Genomic DNA, 21,705 nt, shown 5'->3' on the forward strand with positions numbered 1-21,705 from the left:
CTTCGAGCAATCATGCGGCGTGACGATGTTGCGCCTCTTCCGCTTGTGCTTCGGCGGGCAGGTTCGGCTGTTCCGGCTTGAATTCCCCCGGCACACGCATGCGCGATGTCATCAACGCATAGAGCGATTCGCCGGCCGGCCCGAACAACTGCGTCATGACGCGCAGCAGGACGCCCGATTCGTGCCACGCCTTGAAGCGCCGATGGCACGTTTGATACGACGGATATTTGCGCGGCAGCGTGGACCATGACGCCCCGCTGTACATGACCCAGAGCACACCGTTGAGCACGGCGCGGGTATTGGCGAGCGGCCGGCCCCGCAACTCCGAACGCGGACGCAGTTCGGGAAGCAGCGGTGCAACCATCTGCCATTCTTCGTCGGACATGTCGCGATAGGGCTTCACGGTAGTTTCTCCAATTTACTGACTGATAACCGGTATCGACGATACCGAGTACCTGAAAGCCAGCAAATCGGAGTGGTCCGAATCTTGAAATTGCTCGCAAAACCTTATGCCGATTGGCCTACCGCAGATTTTTGATACTCGTATTAGGTCAGCGAAATATCGGTGACGCGGCGCGGCGCCTCCAGATATTCCTTCGACTGCATCTCGACGATGCGCGACACCGTGCGCGTGAACTCGTTGGCCATCGGCCCTTCGACGTACAGTTCTTCCGCGGGCACGGCCGCCGACATCAGCAGCTTGACCTTGTGGTCGTAGAACACGTCGATGAGCCAGGTGAAGCGGCGCGCTTCCGATGCCATGCGCGGCGTCATTTGCGGCACGTCCGACAAGATGACCGCGTGAAAGCGGTTCGCCAGTTCGAGATAGTCGTTCTGCGAGCGCGGGCCGCCGCATAGCGTCGCAAAGTCGAACCAAACGACACCGTCGGCTTTGCGCAATGCCTTGATCTCGCGCTTCTCGATGTGCAGGATCGGGCTTTCGTCGGGCACGGCCGCGAGTTTCGCGAAATCCGCACGCAACGCCTCGCTCGCCGACGCACCAAGCGGCGTGTGATACGCCTTCACCGTCGAGAGCGTTTGCCTGCGGTAATCGGTGCCGGCATCGACGTTGAGCACGTCGAGATGCTCTTTGATGAGCTCGATCGCGGGCAGAAGACGATCGCGATGCAGCCCTTCCGGATACAGCGTGTCGGGCTGGTAATTGGACGTCATCACGAACTGCACGCCAGCCTTGAAAAGACGGTCGAGCAGGCGATACAGGATCATCGCGTCGGCGATATCGGAGACGTGAAACTCGTCGAAACAGATCAGCCGATAACGCTTCGCGATGCGTTTGGCGAGTTCGTCCAGCGGATCCGACTGCCCTTTCAGCTCCTCCAGTTCGCGATGCACCTCGCGCATGAATTCGTGAAAATGCAGACGCGTCTTGCGCTGCACCGGCACGACCGCATAGAAGCTGTCCATCAGGAAGCTCTTGCCGCGCCCGACGCCGCCCCACATGTAGACGCCGCGCGGCAACTCGGGACGCACGAGAAACTTCTTGAGCGCGTTCGAGCGGCGCGCCTTGTACGCGACCCACTCTTCATAGCACTGTTGAAGACGCGCGACCGCCGCGAGCTGCGCCTCGTCCGATTGATAACCCCGCGTGCGCAGTTCGTTTTCGTAGTATTCGGTGACGTTCATCTTCGGCCGTTCGATGTGACAAAGGCGAGCGGATCAACCCGCTCGCCTTTGTTGTGCTGCCTTACTGCCAAGGCAAACGGTATTACATGTTCAACGCGCGCTTGTCGACGGCGAGCGCCGCTTCGCGCATCACTTCAGACAGCGACGGATGCGGATGGCAGATGCGGCCGATATCTTCCGACGCCGCCTTGAACTCCATCGCCACGACCGCTTCCGCGATCAGATCCGACGCGTCCGCAGCAATGACGTGCACGCCGAGGATTTCGTCGGTCTTCGCGTCCGCGATCATCTTGACGAAGCCTTCGGCACGGCCGATGCCGAGCGCGCGGCCGTTGGCCATCATCGGGAACTGGCCGGTCTTGATCTCGCGGCCTTCGGCCTTGAGCTGCTGCTCGGTCTTGCCGACCCACGCGATTTCCGGTTCCGTGTAGATGACCCACGGCACGCAGTTGTAATCGATGTGCGGCTTCTGACCGTCGATGATCTCCGCCACCGCCACGCCTTCGTCTTCCGCCTTGTGCGCGAGCATCGGGCCGCGCACCACGTCGCCGATCGCGTACACGCCCGGCACGCTCGTCGCGCAATGATCGTCCACGTCGATGAAACCGCGCTCGTTCGCCTTCAGGCCGATGCTTTCCAGACCGAGGTTATCGGTGTTCGGCACGCGGCCGATCGACACGATCAAACGATCCGCTTCCAGCGTCTGCGCGTTGCCTGCGTTGTCCGTGTAAGCGATCGAAACGCCGTTGGCGCTCGTCTTCACTTCGCCGATCTTCACGCCGAGGTGAATGTCGAGACCCTGCTTCTTGAACTGCTTCGCGGCTTCCTTCGCGAGCGACTCGTCCGCCGCGCCGAGGAATTGCGGCAGCGCTTCGAGCACGGTCACTTCCGCGCCGAGACGACGCCACACCGAGCCGAGCTCCAGACCGATCACGCCCGCGCCGATCACGGCGAGCTTCTTCGGCACGGAATCGAACGACAGCGCGCCTTCGTTGTCGGCGATCAGCTTGTTGTCGACCGGAATGTTCGGCAGATGGCGCGCCTTCGAACCCGTCGCGATGATCACGTTCTTCGCCGTGACGACTTCGGTCTCGCCTTCGCCCGACACTTCGATCTGCACGCCGGCCGCGTTCTTCCCGGTGAACTTGCCATGACCCTTGAGCCACGTGATCTTGTTCTTGCGGAACAGGAACTCGATGCCCTTCGTCATCTTTTCGACGATGCCGTCTTTACGCGCGAGCATCTTCGATACATCGAGCTTCACGTCCGACACGCTGATGCCGTGATCGGCCAGATGCTTCGACGCATTCTCGAATTCTTCCGACGACGCCAGCAGCGCCTTCGACGGAATGCAGCCTACATTCAGGCACGTGCCGCCGAGCTTCAATGCGCCTGCCGGGTTCTTCCACTTCTCGATACACGCAACCGACTTGCCGAGCTGCGCTGCGCGAATCGCCGCGATATAGCCGCCAGGGCCCGCGCCGATCACGACGACATCAAATTCTTTGGACATGACTTTCCTTGGTGTGTCTCCGCTTTTGCGGAGCAGCCTCTTGCGATGCGCGCGAGCCTATCGCGCGCATCGAGGCAACTAAGCTTGTATTACAGGTCCAGCAGCAGACGAGCCGGATCTTCCAGCGCGTCCTTCATCGCGACCAGCGACAGCACGGCTTCGCGGCCGTCGATGATGCGGTGGTCGTACGACAGCGCGAGGTAGTTCATCGGACGGATCACGATCTGGCCGTTTTCGACGACCGCGCGTTCCTTCGTCGCGTGCACGCCGAGAATCGCGGATTGCGGCGGGTTGATGATCGGCGTCGAGAGCATCGAGCCGAACACGCCGCCGTTCGAGATCGAGAACGTGCCGCCGGTCATTTCTTCGATCGACAGCTTGCCGTCCTTCGCCTTCTGGCCGAATTCGGCGATCTTCTTCTCGATGTCGGCGAGGCTCATCTGATCCGCATTGCGCAGGATCGGCACGACGAGACCGCGCGGCGAACCGACCGCGATACCGATGTCGAAGTAGCCGTGATAGACGATGTCGTTACCGTCGATCGATGCGTTCACGAGCGGGAACTTCTTCAGCGCGTGGACGGCGGCCTTCACGAAGAACGACATGAAGCCGAGCTTCACGCCGTGTTCCTTCTCGAAGCGGTCCTTGTACTTGTTGCGCAGATCCATGACCGGCGCCATGTTGACTTCGTTGAACGTCGTCAGGATGGCGTTGGTTTGCTGCGATTCGAGCAGACGTTCGGCGATACGCGCACGCAGACGCGACATCGGCACGCGCTGTTCCGGGCGGTCCTTCAGCCACTGATCGGCCGATGCCGGTGCGCTGACTTGCGGCAGCGACGGCTTCGCGGCGCGCGCGGCGGCCGGAGCCGGTGCGGCGGCGGGCTTGGCCGGTGCGGCAGCCGGTGCGCCGGCTTGAGCGGCGAGCGCGTCGCCCTTCGTGATGCGGCCGTCGCGGCCCGAGCCCGACACCTGATCCGCCGACACGCCCTTCTCGGCCAAGATCTTCGTCGCGGCCGGCGATGCGGCGCCGCCTGCCGATGCTTGCGCAGCAGCCGGAGCCGACGTGGCAGCGGCGGTTTCCGCGACCGGCGCGGGCTTCACTTCGGCGTCGCCGGCAGCGGCGACGGCGGCAGGCGCTTCGCCCGCTTTCGCTTCGGTGTCGATCTTGGCGATGAGTTCGTCGGCGGTGACGATATCGCCGTCGTGCTTGATGACTTGCGCCAGCACGCCGGCCGACGGAGCCGGCACTTCGAGCACGACCTTGTCGGTCTCGATTTCGATGAGGATTTCGTCCTGGGCGACAGCCTCACCCGGCTTCTTCTTCCACTGCAGCATGGTCGCTTCCGAGACCGACTCGGAAAGCTGGGGAACCTTGACTTCTACGATAGCCATTTCTGTATTTTCCTGATGCGTGTCTGTGTGTACGAGCAGCGAAACCGGGGAACGTCCGTTCGCCCGGTTTCGATCAAGCAATGCTTACTTCGCGATGACCTGCGCGCCCTTGAGGCGGCCGAACGCGCCTTCCACGAGCACCTTCTGCTGCTCGTAGTGCTTCGCGTAGTAGCCGACCGCCGGCGATGCCGATGCAGGACGGCCGCTGTAGGCCAGCTTCATGCCTTCGCGCATGCCTTCGCGCAGATGGTGCTCGACGTAGAACCAGGCGCCCTGGTTCTGCGGCTCGTCCTGCACCCACACGACTTCGGTCGCGTTCTCGTACTTCTTGAGTTCCGCGTCGAACTGCTTGTGCGCGAACGGGTACAGCTGCTCGATACGCACGATCGCGACATCGTTGCTCTTCGCTTCGCGGCGATGCGCGATGAGGTCGTAATAGACACGGCCCGAGCACACGATCACGCGCTTGACCTTCTTCGCCTCGATGGCTTCGTCCGTTTCGCCGATGACCGGCTGGAACGAGCCCTTCGCCAGTTCCGACAGATCGGACACGGCTTCCTTGTGACGCAGCAGCGACTTCGGCGTGAAGATGATGAGCGGCTTGCGGAACAGGCGGATCATCTGACGGCGCAGCAGGTGGAAAACCTGCGCCGGCGTCGTCGGCTGGACCACTTGCATGTTGTGATCCGCGCACAGTTGCAGGAAACGCTCGATACGCGCCGACGAGTGCTCCGGACCCTGACCTTCGTAGCCGTGCGGGAGCATCATCGTGAGACCGGAGACACGGCCCCACTTCACTTCGCCCGACGAGATGAACTGGTCGATCACGACCTGCGCGCCGTTCACGAAGTCGCCGAACTGCGCTTCCCACGCGACGAACGTGTTCGGTTCAGCGGTCGAATAACCGTACTCGAAACCGAGCACCGCTTCTTCCGACAGCACCGAGTCGATCACCGTGAACTTGGCCTGGCCTTCCGCGATGTTCTGCAGCGGAATGTACGTGCCGTCGTTCCAGCGCTCGCGGTTCTGATCGTGCAGAACGGCGTGGCGGTGCGTGAACGTGCCGCGGCCCGAGTCCTGGCCCGTCAGACGCACGGCATAGCCCGATGCGACCAGCGATGCGAACGCGAGGTGCTCGCCCATGCCCCAGTCGAGCTTGGCTTCGCCGAGACCCATCGCGCGGCGGTCGTTGATGACGCGCTCGACGAGCGGGTGAACCTTGAAGTTTTCCGGAATGGTCGTGATGCGCTCGGCCAGACGCTTGAGTTCCGCGAGCGGCACCGCCGTGTCGGCCGCGTCGGTCCACTTGCGGTTCAGGAACGGCACCCAGTCGACCGCGTACTTGCTCTTGTAGTTCGAGAGCACCGGATCGATCGTGTGATGGCCTTCGTCCATCGCCTGACGATATTCCTTGACGAAGTTGTCCGCTTCCTCGGCCGTGATGACGCCCTGTTGCACCAGCTTTTCGGCGTAGACGGCGCGCGTGCCCGGATGCTTCGCAATCGTCTTGTACATCAGCGGCTGCGTGACCGCCGGCGTGTCCTGCTCGTTGTGACCGAGCTTGCGGAAGCAGATGATGTCGACGACCACGTCCTTGTGGAACTTCATGCGGAAGTCGATGGCGAGCTGCGTCGCCAGCACGACGGCTTCGGGATCGTCGCCGTTCACGTGCAGCACCGGCGCCTCGATCATCTTGACGACGTCCGAGCAATACAGCGTCGAGCGCGCATCGCGCGGATCCGACGTCGTGAAGCCGATCTGGTTGTTGATGACGATGTGCAGCGTGCCGTGCGTGCCGTAACCGCGCGTCTGCGCGAGGTTCAGCGTTTCCATCACGACGCCCTGGCCCGCGAAGGCCGCGTCGCCGTGCACTTGCACCGGCAGCACTTGCAGGCCTTCTTCGTCGCCGCGACGATCCATACGCGCCTTGGCCGAGCCTTCGACCACCGGATTCACGATTTCGAGGTGCGACGGGTTGAATGCGAGCGACAGGTGAACCGGGCCGCCTTCCGTGGCGACGTCCGACGAGAAGCCCTTGTGGTACTTCACGTCGCCGGCCGGCAGGTCATCGACGTGCTTGCCTTCGAATTCGGCGAAAAGGTCCGCCGGCATCTTGCCGAGCGTATTGACGAGCACGTTCAGACGCCCGCGGTGCGCCATGCCGATGACGATTTCCTGCACGCCGTTCTTGCCCGCGTGACGCACGACTTCGTCCATCGACGCGATGAAGCTCTCGCCGCCTTCCAGTGAGAAGCGCTTCTGGCCGACATACTTGGTGTGCAGGAAACGCTCGAGGCCTTCGGCAGCCGTCAGGCGATTCAGGATGTGCTTCTTCTTGTCGTTCGAGAAATTCGGCGTCGAGCGAATCGACTCGAGCTGCTCCTTCCACCAGCGCTTCTGTTCCGGATCGCTGATGTACATGAACTCGGCGCCGATCGTGCCGCAGTACGTGTCGCGCAGCGCCTTGACGATGTCGCGCAGCGATGCCTGCTCGAAACCGAAGTACAGGTTGTTCGCGTTGAACACCTGATCCATGTCGGCTTCGGTGAAGTCGTAGAAGCCGGGTTCGAGTTCGGGAATGGGGGGACGCTCGCGGCGCTTGAGCGGATCGAGATTGGCCCATTGCGTGCCAAGGAAGCGATACGCGCCGATCAGCGATTGGACGTAGACTTGCTTTCGCGCGGTGGTCAGATCACCGGTGCTTTCGCGCGGCAGAAAGGCGTTCGCCTTCGCGCGCTGAGCGAAAGATTCGACGATGGGGCCGTGAGCCACGTCGTTGTGAGCCGTGCCGTCCGAAGCGGGCACGTTCTGCAACGCGTCGAAGTAGGCGCGCCAGGTCTCGGGCACTGACGCGGGATTATCGAGATATTGCTCGTACAACTCTTCGACGTACGGAGCATTACCGCCGAACAGATAAGAGTTCGACTGGAATTGCTTCATCATTTTACGCTCACCTTTCTTCGAGTTTCTCGAGGAAGTGCGGGTTACGAAACCTTCCGCGCCACGGCCTGACCGTTTAGCGGATTGCGCGAATCAAGTCTGCTTGGAAGGACCTAAAAAGCGACAGCTAATCCGAGAAGCATAGCACAGAACGAATAGTCATATGACGTATCGCCGCATGTGCCCTCGCCTCGTCGTCGCCTCGCCATCCTTTACGCAACAAGGATGTGCGGGCGTTTCTGAGATAAGCAAGGGTCTCGTGCAGCGCGCCGAAGAATGACAAAAGCCGCCCGAAGGCGGCTTTTGTTCCGACGTTGCTCACAGATGCATGCGCAGCTTATTCGGCGTTGGCTTCGCGGCTTGCGCGGCGACGCTCGTGTTCCTTCAGATGACGCTTGCGCAGACGAATCGACTGCGGCGTGACTTCGACGAGCTCGTCGTCGTCGATGAACTCGACCGCGTATTCGAGCGAAAGCTGGATCGGCGGAACAAGACGCACGGCTTCGTCAGTGCCCGATGCGCGCACGTTCGTCAGCTGCTTGCCTTTGATCGGATTCACGACCAGGTCGTTGTCGCGGCTGTGAATGCCGATGATCATGCCTTCATAGAGCGCATCGCCCGGCGACACGAACATGCGGCCGCGATCCTGCAGCTTCCACAGCGCATAGGCGACGGCAGCGCCATCGTCCTGCGAGATCAGCACGCCGTTACGGCGCTCGCCGACCGAACCTTCCTTCACCGGCGCGTACGAATCGAAGGTGTGGCTCATCAGGCCCGTGCCGCGCGTGAGCGTCAGGAACTCGCTCTGGAAGCCGATCAGCCCGCGCGCCGAAATCTTGTACTCGAGACGCGTGCGGCCACGGCCATCCGAGGTCATGTCGAGCATTTCCCCCTTGCGGCGGCCGAGCTCTTCCATCACGCCGCCCTGATGCTGGTCTTCGATATCGACCGTCAGGTTTTCATACGGCTCGCACTTCACGCCGTCGATTTCCTGCAGCACCACGCGCGGACGCGACACGGCCAACTCGTAACCTTCACGGCGCATGTTCTCGACGAGAATCGTCAGATGCAGTTCGCCGCGGCCCGACACTTCGAACGTCGTTTCGTCGCCGGTGTCTTTCACGCGCAGCGCGACGTTGTGATTCAGTTCCTTCGTCAGACGATCGCGGATCTGGCGGCTCGTCACGAACTTGCCTTCCTTGCCTGCGAGCGGCGACGAGTTCACGAGGAAGTTCATCGTGAGCGTCGGCTCGTCAACGGTGATCATCGGCAGCGCTTCGGGATTGTCCGGCGAGCAGATGGTCACGCCGATGCCGATTTCCTCGATACCGTTGATGAGCACGATATCGCCGGCCTGCGCCTCTTCCACCTGCACGCGCTCGAGGCCGTGGAACGACAGCACCTGATTGATCTTGCGATTCAGGATCGCGCCGTCCGGACCCGAGCGCACGGCCACTTGCATGCCCGGGCGGATACGGCCACGCGCGACACGGCCCACGCCGATACGGCCGACGTACGAGTTGTAGTCGAGCGACGTGATCTGAAGCTGCAAAGGACCGTCCGGATCGGCCGGACGCACGGGAACGTGTTCGAGAATGGCTTCGAACAGCGGGCGCATCGTGCCTTCGCGGACATCGGGTTCGAGGCCGGCGAAGCCGTTGAGACCCGACGCGTAGACGATCGGGAAGTCGAGCTGCTCTTCGGTCGCGCCGAGCTTGTCGAACAGATCGAAGGTCTGGTTGATCACCCAGTCGATACGCGCGCCCGGACGGTCCACCTTGTTGACGACGACGATCGGCTTCAGGCCGAGCGCCAGCGCCTTCTTCGTGACGAAGCGCGTTTGCGGCATCGGGCCTTCGACGGCGTCGACGAGCAGCAGCACGGAGTCGACCATCGACAGCACGCGCTCCACTTCACCGCCGAAGTCCGCGTGTCCCGGCGTATCGACGATGTTGATGTGCGTGCCTTCGTATTCGACGGCGCAGTTCTTCGCCAGGATCGTGATGCCACGTTCCTTTTCGATGTCGTTCGAGTCCATGACCCGCTCGGCGACCTGTTGGTTTTCCCGGAAGGTGCCCGACTGGCGGAGCAACTGGTCGACGAGCGTGGTCTTGCCGTGGTCGACGTGGGCAATGATGGCGATATTGCGGAGGGCGCGAGTCATAGAAAGTGTCTTGGTTGTGCGCCGTAAGAGCGAGTCCCTTCTGTTGCGAGACTCCGTGGCTCGGCAAGCCCCCTCTGGAAAGCGTCATGCAAGCATGACTACGCGGGCCCGGCGCGGTGAGAACCGAAGAGTATAGCACGCACGGATGTCTAAACCTGGCAATAGGACTCAACCCGTAAATCGGGCCAGCAACCGCCGCATGTCCGCGGCGTCGGGTCGCGACGAACCGCAGGCCGGGCGCGGGCGGATTGTTAAGCATATTCAGAAAAGATCCTTGCACGCCGCGAAACGCCTCCCTATAATCCTGCCTAGTCAACTATTGCAATCGCACAAATATTCTCATGAGCGACGCTCCGAAATCCGCGGCGATCGGCGACTACGTGCTCGCCGAGAGCGTCGGCTATCTGATCAGCCGGGTCCGCTCGACCATGTGGAACATGGTCACGCAACACACGACGTCCGAACTGGGCATCACGAGCACGCAGGCAAGCATCCTGTTCATGCTGGCGGTCGGCAAATGCCTGACGGCGGCGGATATTGCCCGCGAATACGGCATCGATGCGAGCGCGGTCACGCGTCTCATCGACAGACTGGAAAAGCGTGGCCTGCTTTCGCGCGTGCGCAGCGAGGAAGACCGGCGCGTCGTGCGCCTCGCGCTGACGGACGAAGGTCACGCGACCGCGGAAAAGATACCCGCCATCTTCACGCGCGTACTGGACAACCTGCTTGCCGGTTTCACGCCGGAGGAAGTCGGCTTCCTCAAAAGCATGCTGCGGCGGATTCTCGCGAACTCGTGCGATCCATCCGTCGCGCCACTGCTGGGCGGCAACGATAAGCCTGGTACGTCATTGCGATGACAAGCAAATACGTCATCGCAACCCTACAAAAAGATTGCAACGTCCACCTTTAATTTGCATCTCGAGAGACGAGATATGAACCAGCACTTCCTGTCCGCTATGCGCGGCGAAAGCCGTGCGAAGCGCGCCGTCGCCGCCGCGGTGGCCGCGCTTGCGCTCGCCGGCTGCGCGAACTATTCGGGCATTTCGAGCGACAAGCAGATCGCCGCGCCGGAAAACTTCGAGGCCACGCAAAGCGTGCCGGGCCAAGGCGGCCAATGGCCCACGCTCGACTGGGCGAAGCAGTTCGGCGATCCGCAACTGCCGCAACTGATCGACGAAGCGCTCGCCGACAATCCGAGCATCGCGCAGGCGCAAGCGCGCATCGCGAAGGCGTCGTCGTATATCGAGACGTCGCGCTCGGCGCTTTATCCGAAGGTCACCGGCTCGTATTCGTGGACGCGCGAACTCTATTCCGCCAACGCCCTCTTCCCGCCGCCTTATGGCGGGACGTGGTTCAGCGAGAACAACGTGCTCGCGAGCGCGTCGTGGGAACTGGATCTGTGGGGCAAGAACCGCTCGCGCCTCAACATGGCGGTATCGCAGCAGAAAGCCGCCGAAGCCGACATGCAGCAGGCGCGCGTGACGCTTGCGGCGTCGGTCGCGCGCACGTACAACCAGCTCGCGCTGCTCTACGCGCTGCGTGACGTGGCGCAACGCGAAATCGCGAACCGTCAGGACGTCGGACGCATCACGAACGGGCGCGTCGCGGCCGGGCTCGACACCAACGTCGAGCGCCGAACGGCGGAGGGCAACGTCGCGACCAGCCAGACGAACTCGACGGAACTCGACGGCCAGATCGAAACCGTCCGCTATCAGCTCGCGGCGCTGCTCGGCAAAGGCCCGGATCGCGGCCTCAAGATCGCGAAACCCGTGATCGACCCGAACGTCAACGTGACGCTGCCCGACAACGTGCCCGCCGATCTCGTCGCGCGCCGCCCGGATATCGTCGCCGCGCGCTGGCAGGTCGAAGCCGCGACCCACAACATCAAGGAAGCGAAGGCCGAGTTCTTCCCGGACATCAACCTCGCGGCGGCCTTCGGTTTCGACGCGTTCGGCTGGAGCCGCTTCCTGCAGGCGAGCAGCCGCCAGATCCAGGCCGGTCCGGCGATCCATCTGCCGATCTTCGACGCCGGCGCCTTGCGCGCGCAGTTGAAAGGCCGTTACGCGGACTTCGAAGGCGACGTCGCGAACTACAACCAGACGCTCATCAACGCGATGAACGATGTCGCGACCAACATCTCCGCAATCCGCTCGCTCGACAAGCAAATGGCCGACGCCCAGCGCGCGCTCGCGGCGGCGTCGAGCGCGTATCAGCTCGCCGTGATCCGCTACAAGGCCGGCCTGTCGCCGCAATTGCAGGTGCTCAACGCCGACGAAAACCGCCTCGCCAACGAGCAGACCGTGACGAATCTGCGCCTGAAGCGCACCGATCTGCAGATCGCGCTGATCAAGGCGCTCGGCGGCGGATTCGACGCGACGATCAGCGATCTCGCGATCGACGGCAGCGGACAAAGTCAGACGACGACGCAGGCGGCCAATCAGGCCACGCCGTCGAACTAAGCGCCCACAAGAACACGCATCGGACCAAAAACGGAATTTTCGGAGTCTTTCATGAGCGACCCTCAACAAAACGCAGCCGCGGCCGCCGCGCCCGCGCCGAAACAGAGCAACGGCAAACGCCGAGCGCTGATGACGCTGATCGTGCTCGTCATCATCATCGCGGCTATCGCGTACGGGCTGTACTACTTCCTCGTCGCGCGCTTCCACGAAGCCACCGACGACGCCTACGTGAATGGCAACGTCGTGCAGATCACGCCGCAGGTCGTGGGCACGGTGATCTCGGTGAACGCCGACGACACGCAGACCGTGAAGATAGGCGATCCGCTCGTCGCGCTCGATCCGGCCGACTCCAAGGTCGCGCTCGATCAGGCCGAGGCAAATCTCGCGCAGACTGTGCGCCAGGTACGCACGTTCTTCGTCAACAACAACCAGTACGAAGCGCAGATCGCGTTGCGCCGGTCCGATCTGTCGCGCGCGCAGGACGATTTGAAGCGCCGCATGCAGGTCGCGCAGACGGGTGCGGTCTCGCAGGAAGAAATCTCGCACGCCCGCGACGCGGTGCGCAGCGCGCAGGCCGCGCTCGACGCCGCCGAGCAGGAGCTCGCGTCGAACCGCTCGCTCACGGCCAACACGACGATCGCCGATCACCCGAACGTGCTCGCCGCCGCCGCGAAGGTCCGCGATTCCTACATCAACTACGCGCGCAACACGCTGCCCGCGCCGGTCACGGGCTATGTCGCCAAGCGCTCGGTGCAAGTCGGCCAGCGCGTGTCGCCGGGCAATCCGCTGATGGCGATCGTGCCGCTCAACGCCGTGTGGGTCGATGCGAACTTCAAGGAAGTGCAGCTCAAGCACATGCGGATCGGCCAGCCGGTTGAGCTGACGGCCGATCTGTACGGTTCGGGCGTCGTGTATCACGGCAAGGTGGTCGGTTTCTCGGCCGGCACGGGCTCGGCTTTCTCGCTGCTGCCCGCGCAGAATGCGACCGGCAACTGGATCAAGGTCGTGCAGCGCCTGCCGGTGCGCATCCAGCTCGATCCGAAGGAACTGGAAGCGCATCCGCTGCGTATCGGCCTGTCGATGAACGTCGACGTCACCATCAAGGACGAGCAAGGCGGCCAGCTCGGCAACGCGCAGAACACGGTCTACCAGACGAATGTGTTCGACAACTACGGCGCGCAGGCCGATCAGGAAATCGCGCGCATCATCCAGCAGAACGCGGGTACGGGTGCGGGCGCACGGTCGTCGGCGCAGAGCGCGTCGCCGGCGCACGGGCGCGCGACGAAGTCGGCGTCGGCCGCCAAGCTGATGTAAGCGGACTCGCCACATGTCTTCGCAAAACGTCGTACATCCGCCGCTGTCGGGCGGAAAGCTCGTCATCGGGACGATCGCCGTATCGCTCGCGGTGTTCATGAACGTGCTCGACACGTCGATCGCGAACGTCTCGATTCCGTCGATCTCCGGCGATCTCGGCGTGTCGTCGGATCAGGGCACGTGGGTCATTACGTCGTTCGCGGTCGCCAACGCGATCTCGGTGCCGTTGACCGGCTGGCTCACGCAGCGTCTCGGGCAGGTGCGGCTCTTTCTCGGCTCGATCATCCTGTTCGTGATCGCGTCGTGGCTCTGCGGTCTCGCGCCGACGCTCCCCTTCCTGCTCGCCGCGCGCGTATTCCAGGGCGCCGTCGCCGGCCCGATGATCCCGCTGTCGCAAACGCTGCTGCTCGCGAGCTATCCGCGCGAAAAAGCGCCGATGGCGCTATCGATGTGGTCGATGACCACGCTGATCGCGCCGGTCGCGGGGCCAGTCCTCGGCGGATGGATCTCGGACAACATCTCGTGGCCATGGATCTTCTACGTGAACATTCCGGTCGGCATCGCGGCGGCGCTCGCTACGTTCGCGATCTTCCGCGACCGCGATTCCGCGATCCGCAAGGCGCCGATCGACACGGTCGGGCTCGGGCTGCTCGTCGTCTGGGTCGGCTCGCTGCAGATCATGCTCGACAAAGGCAAGGATCTCGACTGGTTCAACTCGACGACGATCGTCGTGCTCGCGCTCATCGCCGTGATCGCGTTCGCGTTCTTCATCGTGTGGGAGCTGACGGCGGAGCATCCGGTCGTGGATTTGTCGCTCTTCGAGCTGCGCAACTTCACCGGCGGAACGATCGCGCTGTCGATCGGATACGGGCTCTACTTCGGCAATCTCGTTCTGCTCCCGCTGTGGCTGCAGACGGATATCGGCTACACGGCGACGAACGCCGGTCTCGTGATGGCGCCCGTCGGCGTGTTCGCGATCCTGCTTTCTCCGATCACCGGCAAATTCCTGCCGCGCACCGATCCGCGTTACATCGCGACCGCCGCGTTCCTCGTCTTCGCGCTGTGTTTCTGGATGCGTTCACGCTACACGACCGGCGTCGACACTTGGGCGCTCACGATACCGACGCTGATTCAGGGCATCGGCATGGCGGGCTTCTTCATTCCGCTCGTGTCGATCACGCTGTCGGGCTTGCCGGGACATCGAATTCCGGCGGCGTCGGGGCTGTCGAACTTCGTGCGGATCATGTGCGGCGGCATCGGCACGTCGATCTTCTCGACGGCGTGGGAGCATCGTTCGATCGTGCATCACGCGCAACTCGTCGAAAGCGCCAATTCGTACAACCCGGTGTTCGCGAATTCGATGCAGCAGATGGGCGCGCTCGGCCTGACGCACGAGCAGACCGTCGGCCTCTATAACAGCATGGCGACGCAGCAGGCCGCGCAGCTCGGCGTGAACGACATGTTCTATATTTCGGCGGGGATTTTCGTCGCGCTGATCGTGCTGATCTGGATCACGCGGCCCGAGCGTTCGGGCGGTGGAGATTCGGCGGCGGCGGCATCGGCGGCGCACTGATCGCCTGACTGCTCCCAAAAGAACAGAGCCCGGTCGACATCGACCGGGCTCTTTTTCATTGCGCCGTGACGATGAGCCGTTCCGGCGCGAGCACACCCTCGCCCGCGCGCGCCACGCCCAGCAGACGGCCGCCTTCTTGCGCATAAACGCGCACGCGGCCTGCTTCGAGACGCGTTTTCACGACGTCCGCGAGCTTCAGACGTTGGCCGTGCAGGAAGCGCTGCGTCGCTTCGTCGTTCAACTGAACCGCGGGAAACGTGGATAGCAGTGCATCGACGGGCTGAAGCCGCTCGTCGCGCTCCGCTTCGCTCAGGCTCGCGAGCTGATCGAGCGTGACCGCGTGTTCGAGCGTCAGCGCGCCGACACCGGTGCGCCGCAACGCCGTCAGATGCGCGCCGCAGCCGAGCGCTTCGCCGATGTCCTCGGCCAGCGTCCGTACGTAAGTGCCCTTGCTGCACGTCACGCGAAACGTCACGAGGGGCAGCGCGCACGCGATCAACTGCAGCGCGTGAATCGTCACTTGCCTGCCCTCACGCTCGACCGTCTGACCGGCGCGCGCGTATTCGTAGAGCGGCTTGCCGTCGCGCTTGAGCGCCGAGTACATCGGCGGGACTTGCACGATTTCGCCGATGAACCGCGTCATCGCTTCGACGACGGCAGCTTCGTCGCACGTCACGTCGCGGGTATCCACCGCCTCGCCTTCGGCATCGCCGGTCGTCGTGCGGATACCGAGGCGCATCGTCGCTTCGTAAGTCTTGTCGGCGTCGAGCAGGTCTTGCGAGAACTTCGTCGCTTCGCCGAAGCACAACGGCAGCAGACCGGTTGCGAGCGGATCGAGCGTACCCGTGTGGCCCGCCTTCTTCGCCAGATAAATCCGCTTTGCCTTGATGAGCGCATCGTTGCTCGACAGCCCGAGCGGCTTGTCCAGCAAGAGCACGCCGTCGAGCGCGCGACGGGGAATCTTCGGACCGCCCTTCACTCACGCACCTTCTTCGTCATCTTTTGCGCGCGTCGCGTTTGCCTCGTCGATCAGGCGCGACATCTCGACGGCCTTCTCGATCGTCTGGTCATAGTGGAAATGCAGCGTCGGCACCGTGTGGATGTGCAGGCGCTTGAACAGCATATTGTGCAGATGTCCCGCCGCATGATTGAGCCCTTCCTGCGTCTGCTTCGGATCGCCCGTCAGCGTCGTGAAGTAGACCTTCGCGTGCGCGTAGTCAGGCGTGAGCTCGACGCTCTGAATCGTCACGAGTCCGACGCGCGGGTCTTTCACCTCGCGCATCAGTTCCGAAAGATCGCGCTGGATCTGATCCGCAATCTGCACGTTGCGGTTCGCGGATGTCCGTTTTTTAGCCATGATTTCGTTTCCGTATTCTTGTCGCGCCGCCTGAAGCAAAAAGGGCGGAGCGAGCCGCAAGGCTCACCCCGCCCTTTTTTCAGCGGCTAGCGCATTACAGCGTGCGAGCCACTTCCGTCACTTCGAAGACTTCGAACTGATCGCCTTCGACGATATCGCTGAAGTTCTTGATCGACATACCGCACTCGAAGCCCTGACGCACTTCCTTGACGTCGTCCTTGAAGCGCTTGAGCGAATCGAGCTCGCCGGTGTGAATCACGACGTTGTTGCGGATCACGCGCACCGACGAGGAACGCTTGACCACGCCGTCCGTGACCATACAGCCCGCGATCAGGCCGACCTTCGGCACGCGGATGACCTGGCGCACCTCGACCATGCCCGTCACCGTTTCGCGCTTCTCCGGCGCGAGCATGCCGGACATCGCCGCCTTCACCTCATCCACTGCGTCATAGATGATGTTGTAGTAGCGGATGTCGATGCCGTTCGCCTCGGCCACCTTGCGCGCCTGAGCATCCGCACGCGTGTTGAAGCCGATGATGACCGCCTTCGATGCCGTCGCCAGGTTGACGTCCGATTCGCTGATCGCGCCGACCGCGCTGTGCACGATCTGCACGCGCACCTCGTTGGTCGACAGCTTCTGCAGCGACTGGACCAGCGCTTCCTGTGAGCCCTGCACGTCGGCCTTGACGATGAGCGGCAGGTTCTGCACTTCGCCTTCGCCCATCTGCTCGAGCATGTTCTCGAGCTTGGCGGCCTGTTGCTTCGCAAGCTTGACGTCGCGGAACTTGCCCTGACGGAACAGCGCGATTTCGCGCGCCTTGCGCTCGTCCGGCAGCACGATGACTTCCTCGCCCGCCGCCGGCACTTCCGACAGACCCTGGATTTCCACCGGGATCGACGGACCCGCCGTCTTCGTCGGCTTGCCGGTTTCGTCGAGCATGGCTCGCACGCGACCGTAGGCGCTGCCCGCGAGAACCACGTCGCCGCGGTTCAGCGTGCCCGACTGCACCAGAATGGTCGCGACCGGGCCCTTGCCCTTGTCCAGCTTCGCTTCGATGACGAGACCCTTCGCAGCGGCTTCCACCGGCGCGGTGAGTTCCAGCACTTCGGCTTGCAGCGACACGTTTTCGAGCAGATCGTCGATGCCCCGGCCGGTCTTCGCCGACACTTCGATGAACGGCGAATCGCCGCCGTACTCTTCCGGCACCACGCCTTCCGCGACGAGTTCCTGCTTCACGCGGTCGGGGTTCGCTTCCGGCTTGTCGATCTTGTTGATCGCAACGACGATCGGCACGCCGCCCGCCTTCGCGTGAGCGATCGCTTCCTTCGTCTGCGGCATCACGCCGTCGTCGGCTGCGACCACCAGAATGACGATGTCGGTCGCTTTCGCGCCGCGCGCACGCATGGCCGTGAAGGCCTCGTGACCCGGCGTGTCGAGGAAGGTGATGACGCCGCGCGGCGTATCGACGTGATATGCGCCGATATGCTGCGTGATGCCGCCCGCTTCGCCCGCCGCCACTTTCGCGCGACGGATGTAGTCCAGCAGCGAGGTCTTGCCGTGGTCGACGTGACCCATGACGGTGACAACCGGCGGACGCGGCAGCTTCTCTGCCGTTTCCTCGGTGGTTTCGCCTTCGATCAACAACGCTTCCGGGTCGTCCAGCTTCGCCGCGACCGCGCGATGGCCCAGTTCCTCGACGACGATCATCGCCGTTTCCTGGTCCAGCACCTGGTTGATCGTGACCATCTGGCCGAGCTTCATCATCACCTTGATGACTTCCGAAGCCTTCACCGACATCTTGTGCGCGAGGTCCGCGACGGAAATGGTTTCCGGCACGTGCACTTCACGGACGATCGGCTCGGTCGGCGCCTGGAATGACGTCTGTTCCTGATGCTTGCCGCGACCCTTCGGACCGCCGCGCCAGCCGCGATCGACACCACCGCTCGAATCGCCACGCGTCTTCATGCCGCGACGCTTCGATGCGTCGTCTTGCTGCCAGCCGCCCTTGCCAGCCTTCTTCTTGTCGCCGGCGCCTGCGGGAGCCGTCGATGCGGGTGCCGGCGCGCCTGCAGCCGGCTTCTTCGCCGCTGCGGGACGTGCCGCCTGCGCGCCTTCCGGCTTCGCGGGCTTGTGCAGCGTGCCCTTCGCTTCGGCGGCCTTCGCCGCTTCGGCGGGCTTCGGTGCAGGCGCGGGTTCCGGCGCCTTTACTTGCGCCTTGCGCGGGGTGTTCATCATTTCGCGGATCGCGCGGGCTTCGGCTTCCGCCGCCGCACGGCGCTTCGCGATGGCTTCCTGCTCGAGGCGAGCCTTTTCGGCCTTCGCCTTCGCGTCTTCTTCCGCCTTCTTCGCGGCTTCACGCTGCGCGGCACGCTCGCTCGCAGCCTTCTCTTCCGCTGCCTTTTCGGCGGCTTCGCGCTGCGCGGTGTCGTCCTGCTTCGGTTCCGGCTTCGCTTCGACGGCCGGTTGCGTGCGCGCTTCCTGACGCGCAGCCTGCGCCGCACGCGAGATTTCGGCAGCCTGAGCCGCAGCCGCCGCGCGGCGCGCCGCTTCCTCTTCCTGCTTCTTGCGCTCGGCTTCCGCCGCTTCCTCGCGAGCGCGGCGCTCGGCTTCTTCGCGCTCCAGCTTCGCCTGCTGTTCCTTCAGCTCGCGCTCTTCGCGCTCGAGCTGCTCGGCGGCACGGCGCGCTTCTTCCTCGCGACGCTGCAGTTCGGCTTCGTCGACTTCCGGCTCTTCGACGTGATTCGGCGCGGCCTCGGCCTGCTCCACACCGGTTTCGTCGCGTTTCACGAAAACACGCTTCTTGCGCACCTCGACCTGAATGGTGCGAGCTTTACCCGTTGCGTCGGATTGCTTGATTTCCGACGTATGCCGGCGGGTCAAAGTGATCTTGCGCTTGTCGGCGTCGGCGGAACCGTGCGACTTGCGCAAATGATCGAGCAGACGCGCCTTGTCCGTCTCGGACAGGTCGTCGTTCGCGCTCGCTTTCTGGACGCCAGCCGCCTGCAACTGCTCGAGCAGGACGCCCGCAGGCATTTTGAGTTCCGCGGCAAATTGGGCTACGTTGTTACTCGCCATTCATTCCTCTTGATGCAAGGACCAATCCTTGCGGTTAGATCGGGGTCACGCGGCCAGACAGGCCGCCAAATATCAGTGCGCCATGGTCATTTCTCACTGGAACCAGTGTTCACGTGCTTTCATGATCAACGCCTTAGCGGCATCCTCTTGCATTCCGGTCATTTCGACCAGTTCATCTACTGCCAGCTCCGCGAGATCGTCGCGGGTCTGAATCTGGTGCTCGGCGAGCTTTGCGAGAAGCTCATTGTCCATGCCGTCGAGGCTCTTCAAATCGAGCGCGACGCCTTCCACCTTCTCTTCGTTGGCGATCGCCATCGTGAGGAGCGCGTCGCGCGAGCGATTGCGCAGCTCGTGCACGGTGTCTTCGTCGAACGCTTCGATTTCGAGCATTTCGTTGAGCGGCACGTAGGCGATTTCTTCGAGACTCGTGAAGCCTTCGTCGATCAGGATGTCGGCGACTTCCTCGTCCACATCCAGACGCGCCATGAAGAGGTCGCGCAACTTGCCACGCTCTTCGTTCTGCTTCAGCGCGGACTCGTCCGGCGTCATGATATTGATTTGCCAGCCGGTGAGTTCGCTTGCGAGCCTCACGTTCTGGCCGGCGCGGCCGATGGCGACGGCGAGCTCGTTTTCGTCCACCACGACGTCCATCGAATGCTTTTCTTCATCGACGACGATCGACTGGACGGCCGCCGGCGCGAGAGCGCCGATCACGAACTGCGCGGGATCTTCCGACCATAGCACGATGTCGACGTTCTCGCCACCGAGCTCGTTACGCACGGCCTGCACGCGCGAACCGCGGATGCCGACGCAAGTGCCGATAGGATCGATCCGCTTGTCGTAGGCGATCACGCCGATTTTCGCACGCACGCCGGGATCGCGCGCGGCGGCCTTGATTTCCAGCAGACCTTGCTCGATTTCCGGCACTTCGAGTTCGAACAGCTTCATCAGGAACTCGGGCGCGGTGCGCGAGAGTTCGATCTGCGGGCCGCGCGCGGTGCGGTCGACCTTCGCGATGTACGCGCGCACGCGGTCGCCCACGCGCAGGTTTTCCTTCGGAATCAGCTGGTCGCGGCGCAGCAGCGCTTCGACACGGCCCGACTCGACAATGAAATTACCCTTGTCCAGGCGCTTCACCGAGCCGGTCATGATCTTTTCGCCGCGCTCGAGGAAGTCGTTCAGAATCTGTTCGCGCTCGGCGTCGCGCACCTTCTGCAGGATCACCTGCTTGGCGGCCTGCGCGCCGATACGGCCGAATTCGATCGACGGAATCGGCTCCTCGATGAATTCGTCAACTTGCGCGTCGGGCTTTTGCTCCTTCGCTTCGAACAGCAGGATTTCCTGATCCGGCTCTTGCAGGCCGGCCTCGTCCGGCACGACGCGCCAGCGGCGGAAAGTCTCGTGTTCGCCGCTCTCACGGTCGATGGCGACACGAATATCCACGTCTTCCTCGAAGAGCTTCTTCGTTGCCGAAGCAAGCGCAGCTTCCAGCGCTGCGTACACGACGTCCTTGTTGACGTTCTTTTCGCGTGCCAGCGCATCCGCCAGCATCAATACTTCGCGACTCATTGTTTGCGGCTCCTAAAGTCAACCTTGGGGACGAGACGTGCCTTATCGAGGTCCGCGAGCGTGAAATCGAGCATCGCAGCGCCGTCCTTCCCTTCAAATTCCAATCCGATCGTTTCGCCGTCAGGGGCGTGCAGGATGCCGCGGAACGACTTGCGCCCGTCCAGCGGCTTCTTCAATGTAATGGCGACTTCGCTCCCCGCGAAGCGCTCGAAATCCGCCAGTTTCTTGAGCGGGCGGTCGAGCCCCGGCGACGATACTTCGAGCCGGTCGTAGTCGATGTTCTCGACTTCAAACAAATATTGGAGCTGACGGGTGACCTTCTCGCAGTCTTCGATCGCGATACCAGCCGGCTGGTCGATGTAGACACGCAGCATGCCGCCTCCCGAACGCTCGAGATCGACAAGCTCGTAGCCAAGGCTCGAGACCGTGGTTTCAATCAATTCCGTCAGTTGCACAGTAACTCCAAGGTGTTCGCGCGCTCCACGCCGAAACACCTGCGGGCGAGCGCCTTCATGCGGGCGCGCACCCCTGCTCCCGAGATGCCGAACCGAATAGCCAAAAAAAAATGGGCGCAACGCCCACATTTTTCAACCGAGGTCGCACTCAGGGCAGCGAAAGAAAACTACGTGCCCAGCGACTTCATGATTTTAGCCATTTTTCAGGATAAACGCAAACGTAACGCGCACTTTCGCCCCTGTTGGA

15 protein-coding genes are annotated in these 21,705 nt (G+C 62.9%); 4 read left to right on the forward strand and 11 right to left on the reverse strand.

Annotated features, from left to right (window positions below; translation table 11 throughout):
• Nucleotides 1–10 precede the first annotated feature (10 nt).
• The 6 genes from NCS67_RS07480 to typA all read right to left on the reverse strand — a co-directional run bounded on the left by NCS67_RS07480 (nt 11) and on the right by typA (nt 9,655).
• Nucleotides 11–403 carry a transposase gene (locus NCS67_RS07480; protein WP_250434856.1) on the reverse strand — a complete coding sequence of 131 codons (393 nt, stop codon included), beginning with the start codon at nt 401–403 and terminating at the stop codon, nt 11–13.
• Between the two features lie 143 nt (nt 404–546).
• Nucleotides 547–1,644: a cell division protein ZapE gene (zapE, locus tag NCS67_RS07485; RefSeq protein ID WP_034473201.1), complete on the reverse strand. Its 1,098-nt coding sequence runs from the start codon at nt 1,642–1,644 to the stop codon at nt 547–549.
• An 82-nt stretch (nt 1,645–1,726) separates the two neighbouring features.
• Nucleotides 1,727–3,157 (reverse strand): dihydrolipoyl dehydrogenase, encoded by a 1,431-nt coding sequence (lpdA, locus tag NCS67_RS07490; protein WP_008349243.1) that lies wholly within the window; start codon nt 3,155–3,157, stop codon nt 1,727–1,729.
• Between the two features lie 89 nt (nt 3,158–3,246).
• Complete coding sequence (gene odhB, locus NCS67_RS07495; protein ID WP_008349242.1) at nt 3,247–4,551, reverse strand: 2-oxoglutarate dehydrogenase complex dihydrolipoyllysine-residue succinyltransferase; 1,305 nt, start codon at nt 4,549–4,551, stop codon at nt 3,247–3,249.
• Nucleotides 4,552–4,635: 84 nt separating this feature from the next.
• Entirely contained in the window at nt 4,636–7,494 is a 2,859-nt protein-coding gene (locus tag NCS67_RS07500) for a 2-oxoglutarate dehydrogenase E1 component (protein WP_008349241.1), read from the reverse strand.
• 334 nt (nt 7,495–7,828) lie between these two features.
• Nucleotides 7,829–9,655 carry a translational GTPase TypA gene (typA, locus tag NCS67_RS07505; RefSeq protein WP_008349240.1) on the reverse strand — a complete coding sequence of 609 codons (1,827 nt, stop codon included), beginning with the start codon at nt 9,653–9,655 and terminating at the stop codon, nt 7,829–7,831.
• A 341-nt stretch (nt 9,656–9,996) separates the two neighbouring features.
• Between typA and NCS67_RS07510 the strand changes: the two genes are divergently transcribed.
• The 4 genes from NCS67_RS07510 (at nt 9,997) to NCS67_RS07525 (ending at nt 15,001) form a co-directional block, all read left to right on the forward strand.
• The gene (locus NCS67_RS07510; protein ID WP_008349239.1) at nt 9,997–10,512 is read left to right on the forward strand and encodes a MarR family winged helix-turn-helix transcriptional regulator; all 516 of its coding nucleotides are present in this window, start codon (nt 9,997–9,999) and stop codon (nt 10,510–10,512) included.
• Between the two features lie 75 nt (nt 10,513–10,587).
• Nucleotides 10,588–12,114, forward strand: coding sequence for an efflux transporter outer membrane subunit (locus NCS67_RS07515; protein WP_250434857.1), 1,527 nt, complete (start codon nt 10,588–10,590; stop codon nt 12,112–12,114).
• 51 nt (nt 12,115–12,165) lie between these two features.
• Nucleotides 12,166–13,428, forward strand: a complete 1,263-nt coding sequence (locus NCS67_RS07520; RefSeq protein WP_250434858.1) for an HlyD family secretion protein — start codon at nt 12,166–12,168, stop codon at nt 13,426–13,428.
• Nucleotides 13,429–13,441: 13 nt separating this feature from the next.
• Nucleotides 13,442–15,001 (forward strand): DHA2 family efflux MFS transporter permease subunit, encoded by a 1,560-nt coding sequence (locus NCS67_RS07525; RefSeq protein ID WP_034473204.1) that lies wholly within the window; start codon nt 13,442–13,444, stop codon nt 14,999–15,001.
• Nucleotides 15,002–15,056: 55 nt separating this feature from the next.
• Here the strand turns inward: NCS67_RS07525 and truB are convergent, their stop codons facing one another.
• From truB to rimP, 5 genes are all read right to left on the reverse strand, one after another.
• Nucleotides 15,057–15,980, reverse strand: coding sequence for a tRNA pseudouridine(55) synthase TruB (gene truB / locus NCS67_RS07530; protein ID WP_008349234.1), 924 nt, complete (start codon nt 15,978–15,980; stop codon nt 15,057–15,059).
• The gene (gene rbfA, locus NCS67_RS07535; protein ID WP_008349233.1) at nt 15,981–16,358 is read right to left on the reverse strand and encodes a 30S ribosome-binding factor RbfA; all 378 of its coding nucleotides are present in this window, start codon (nt 16,356–16,358) and stop codon (nt 15,981–15,983) included.
• Nucleotides 16,359–16,452: 94 nt separating this feature from the next.
• Nucleotides 16,453–19,434: a translation initiation factor IF-2 gene (gene infB / locus NCS67_RS07540; protein ID WP_033536385.1), complete on the reverse strand. Its 2,982-nt coding sequence runs from the start codon at nt 19,432–19,434 to the stop codon at nt 16,453–16,455.
• A 93-nt stretch (nt 19,435–19,527) separates the two neighbouring features.
• Nucleotides 19,528–21,003 carry a transcription termination factor NusA gene (gene nusA / locus NCS67_RS07545; RefSeq protein ID WP_008349231.1) on the reverse strand — a complete coding sequence of 492 codons (1,476 nt, stop codon included), beginning with the start codon at nt 21,001–21,003 and terminating at the stop codon, nt 19,528–19,530.
• Nucleotides 21,000–21,458: a ribosome maturation factor RimP gene (gene rimP, locus NCS67_RS07550; RefSeq protein WP_008349230.1), complete on the reverse strand. Its 459-nt coding sequence runs from the start codon at nt 21,456–21,458 to the stop codon at nt 21,000–21,002. The genes nusA and rimP overlap by 4 nt, the downstream gene beginning before the upstream one ends.
• Nucleotides 21,459–21,705: the final 247 nt, after the last annotated feature.

Source organism: Caballeronia sp. ATUFL_F2_KS9A, from assembly GCF_023630765.1.
GTDB lineage: Bacteria > Pseudomonadota > Gammaproteobacteria > Burkholderiales > Burkholderiaceae > Caballeronia > Caballeronia zhejiangensis.

Coding starts and splice junctions, on each gene's coding strand:
- nusA (WP_008349231.1), bottom strand. CDS start 21,003: ATGAGTCGCGAAGTATTGATGCTGGCGGATGCGCTGGCACGCGAAAAG.
- NCS67_RS07500 (WP_008349241.1), bottom strand. CDS start 7,494: ATGATGAAGCAATTCCAGTCGAACTCTTATCTGTTCGGCGGTAATGCT.
- rbfA (WP_008349233.1), bottom strand. CDS start 16,358: ATGGCTAAAAAACGGACATCCGCGAACCGCAACGTGCAGATTGCGGAT.
- lpdA (WP_008349243.1), bottom strand. CDS start 3,157: ATGTCCAAAGAATTTGATGTCGTCGTGATCGGCGCGGGCCCTGGCGGC.
- infB (WP_033536385.1), bottom strand. CDS start 19,434: ATGGCGAGTAACAACGTAGCCCAATTTGCCGCGGAACTCAAAATGCCT.
- NCS67_RS07525 (WP_034473204.1), top strand. CDS start 13,442: ATGTCTTCGCAAAACGTCGTACATCCGCCGCTGTCGGGCGGAAAGCTC.
- odhB (WP_008349242.1), bottom strand. CDS start 4,551: ATGGCTATCGTAGAAGTCAAGGTTCCCCAGCTTTCCGAGTCGGTCTCG.
- NCS67_RS07510 (WP_008349239.1), top strand. CDS start 9,997: ATGAGCGACGCTCCGAAATCCGCGGCGATCGGCGACTACGTGCTCGCC.
- NCS67_RS07520 (WP_250434858.1), top strand. CDS start 12,166: ATGAGCGACCCTCAACAAAACGCAGCCGCGGCCGCCGCGCCCGCGCCG.
- zapE (WP_034473201.1), bottom strand. CDS start 1,644: ATGAACGTCACCGAATACTACGAAAACGAACTGCGCACGCGGGGTTAT.
- NCS67_RS07515 (WP_250434857.1), top strand. CDS start 10,588: ATGAACCAGCACTTCCTGTCCGCTATGCGCGGCGAAAGCCGTGCGAAG.
- typA (WP_008349240.1), bottom strand. CDS start 9,655: ATGACTCGCGCCCTCCGCAATATCGCCATCATTGCCCACGTCGACCAC.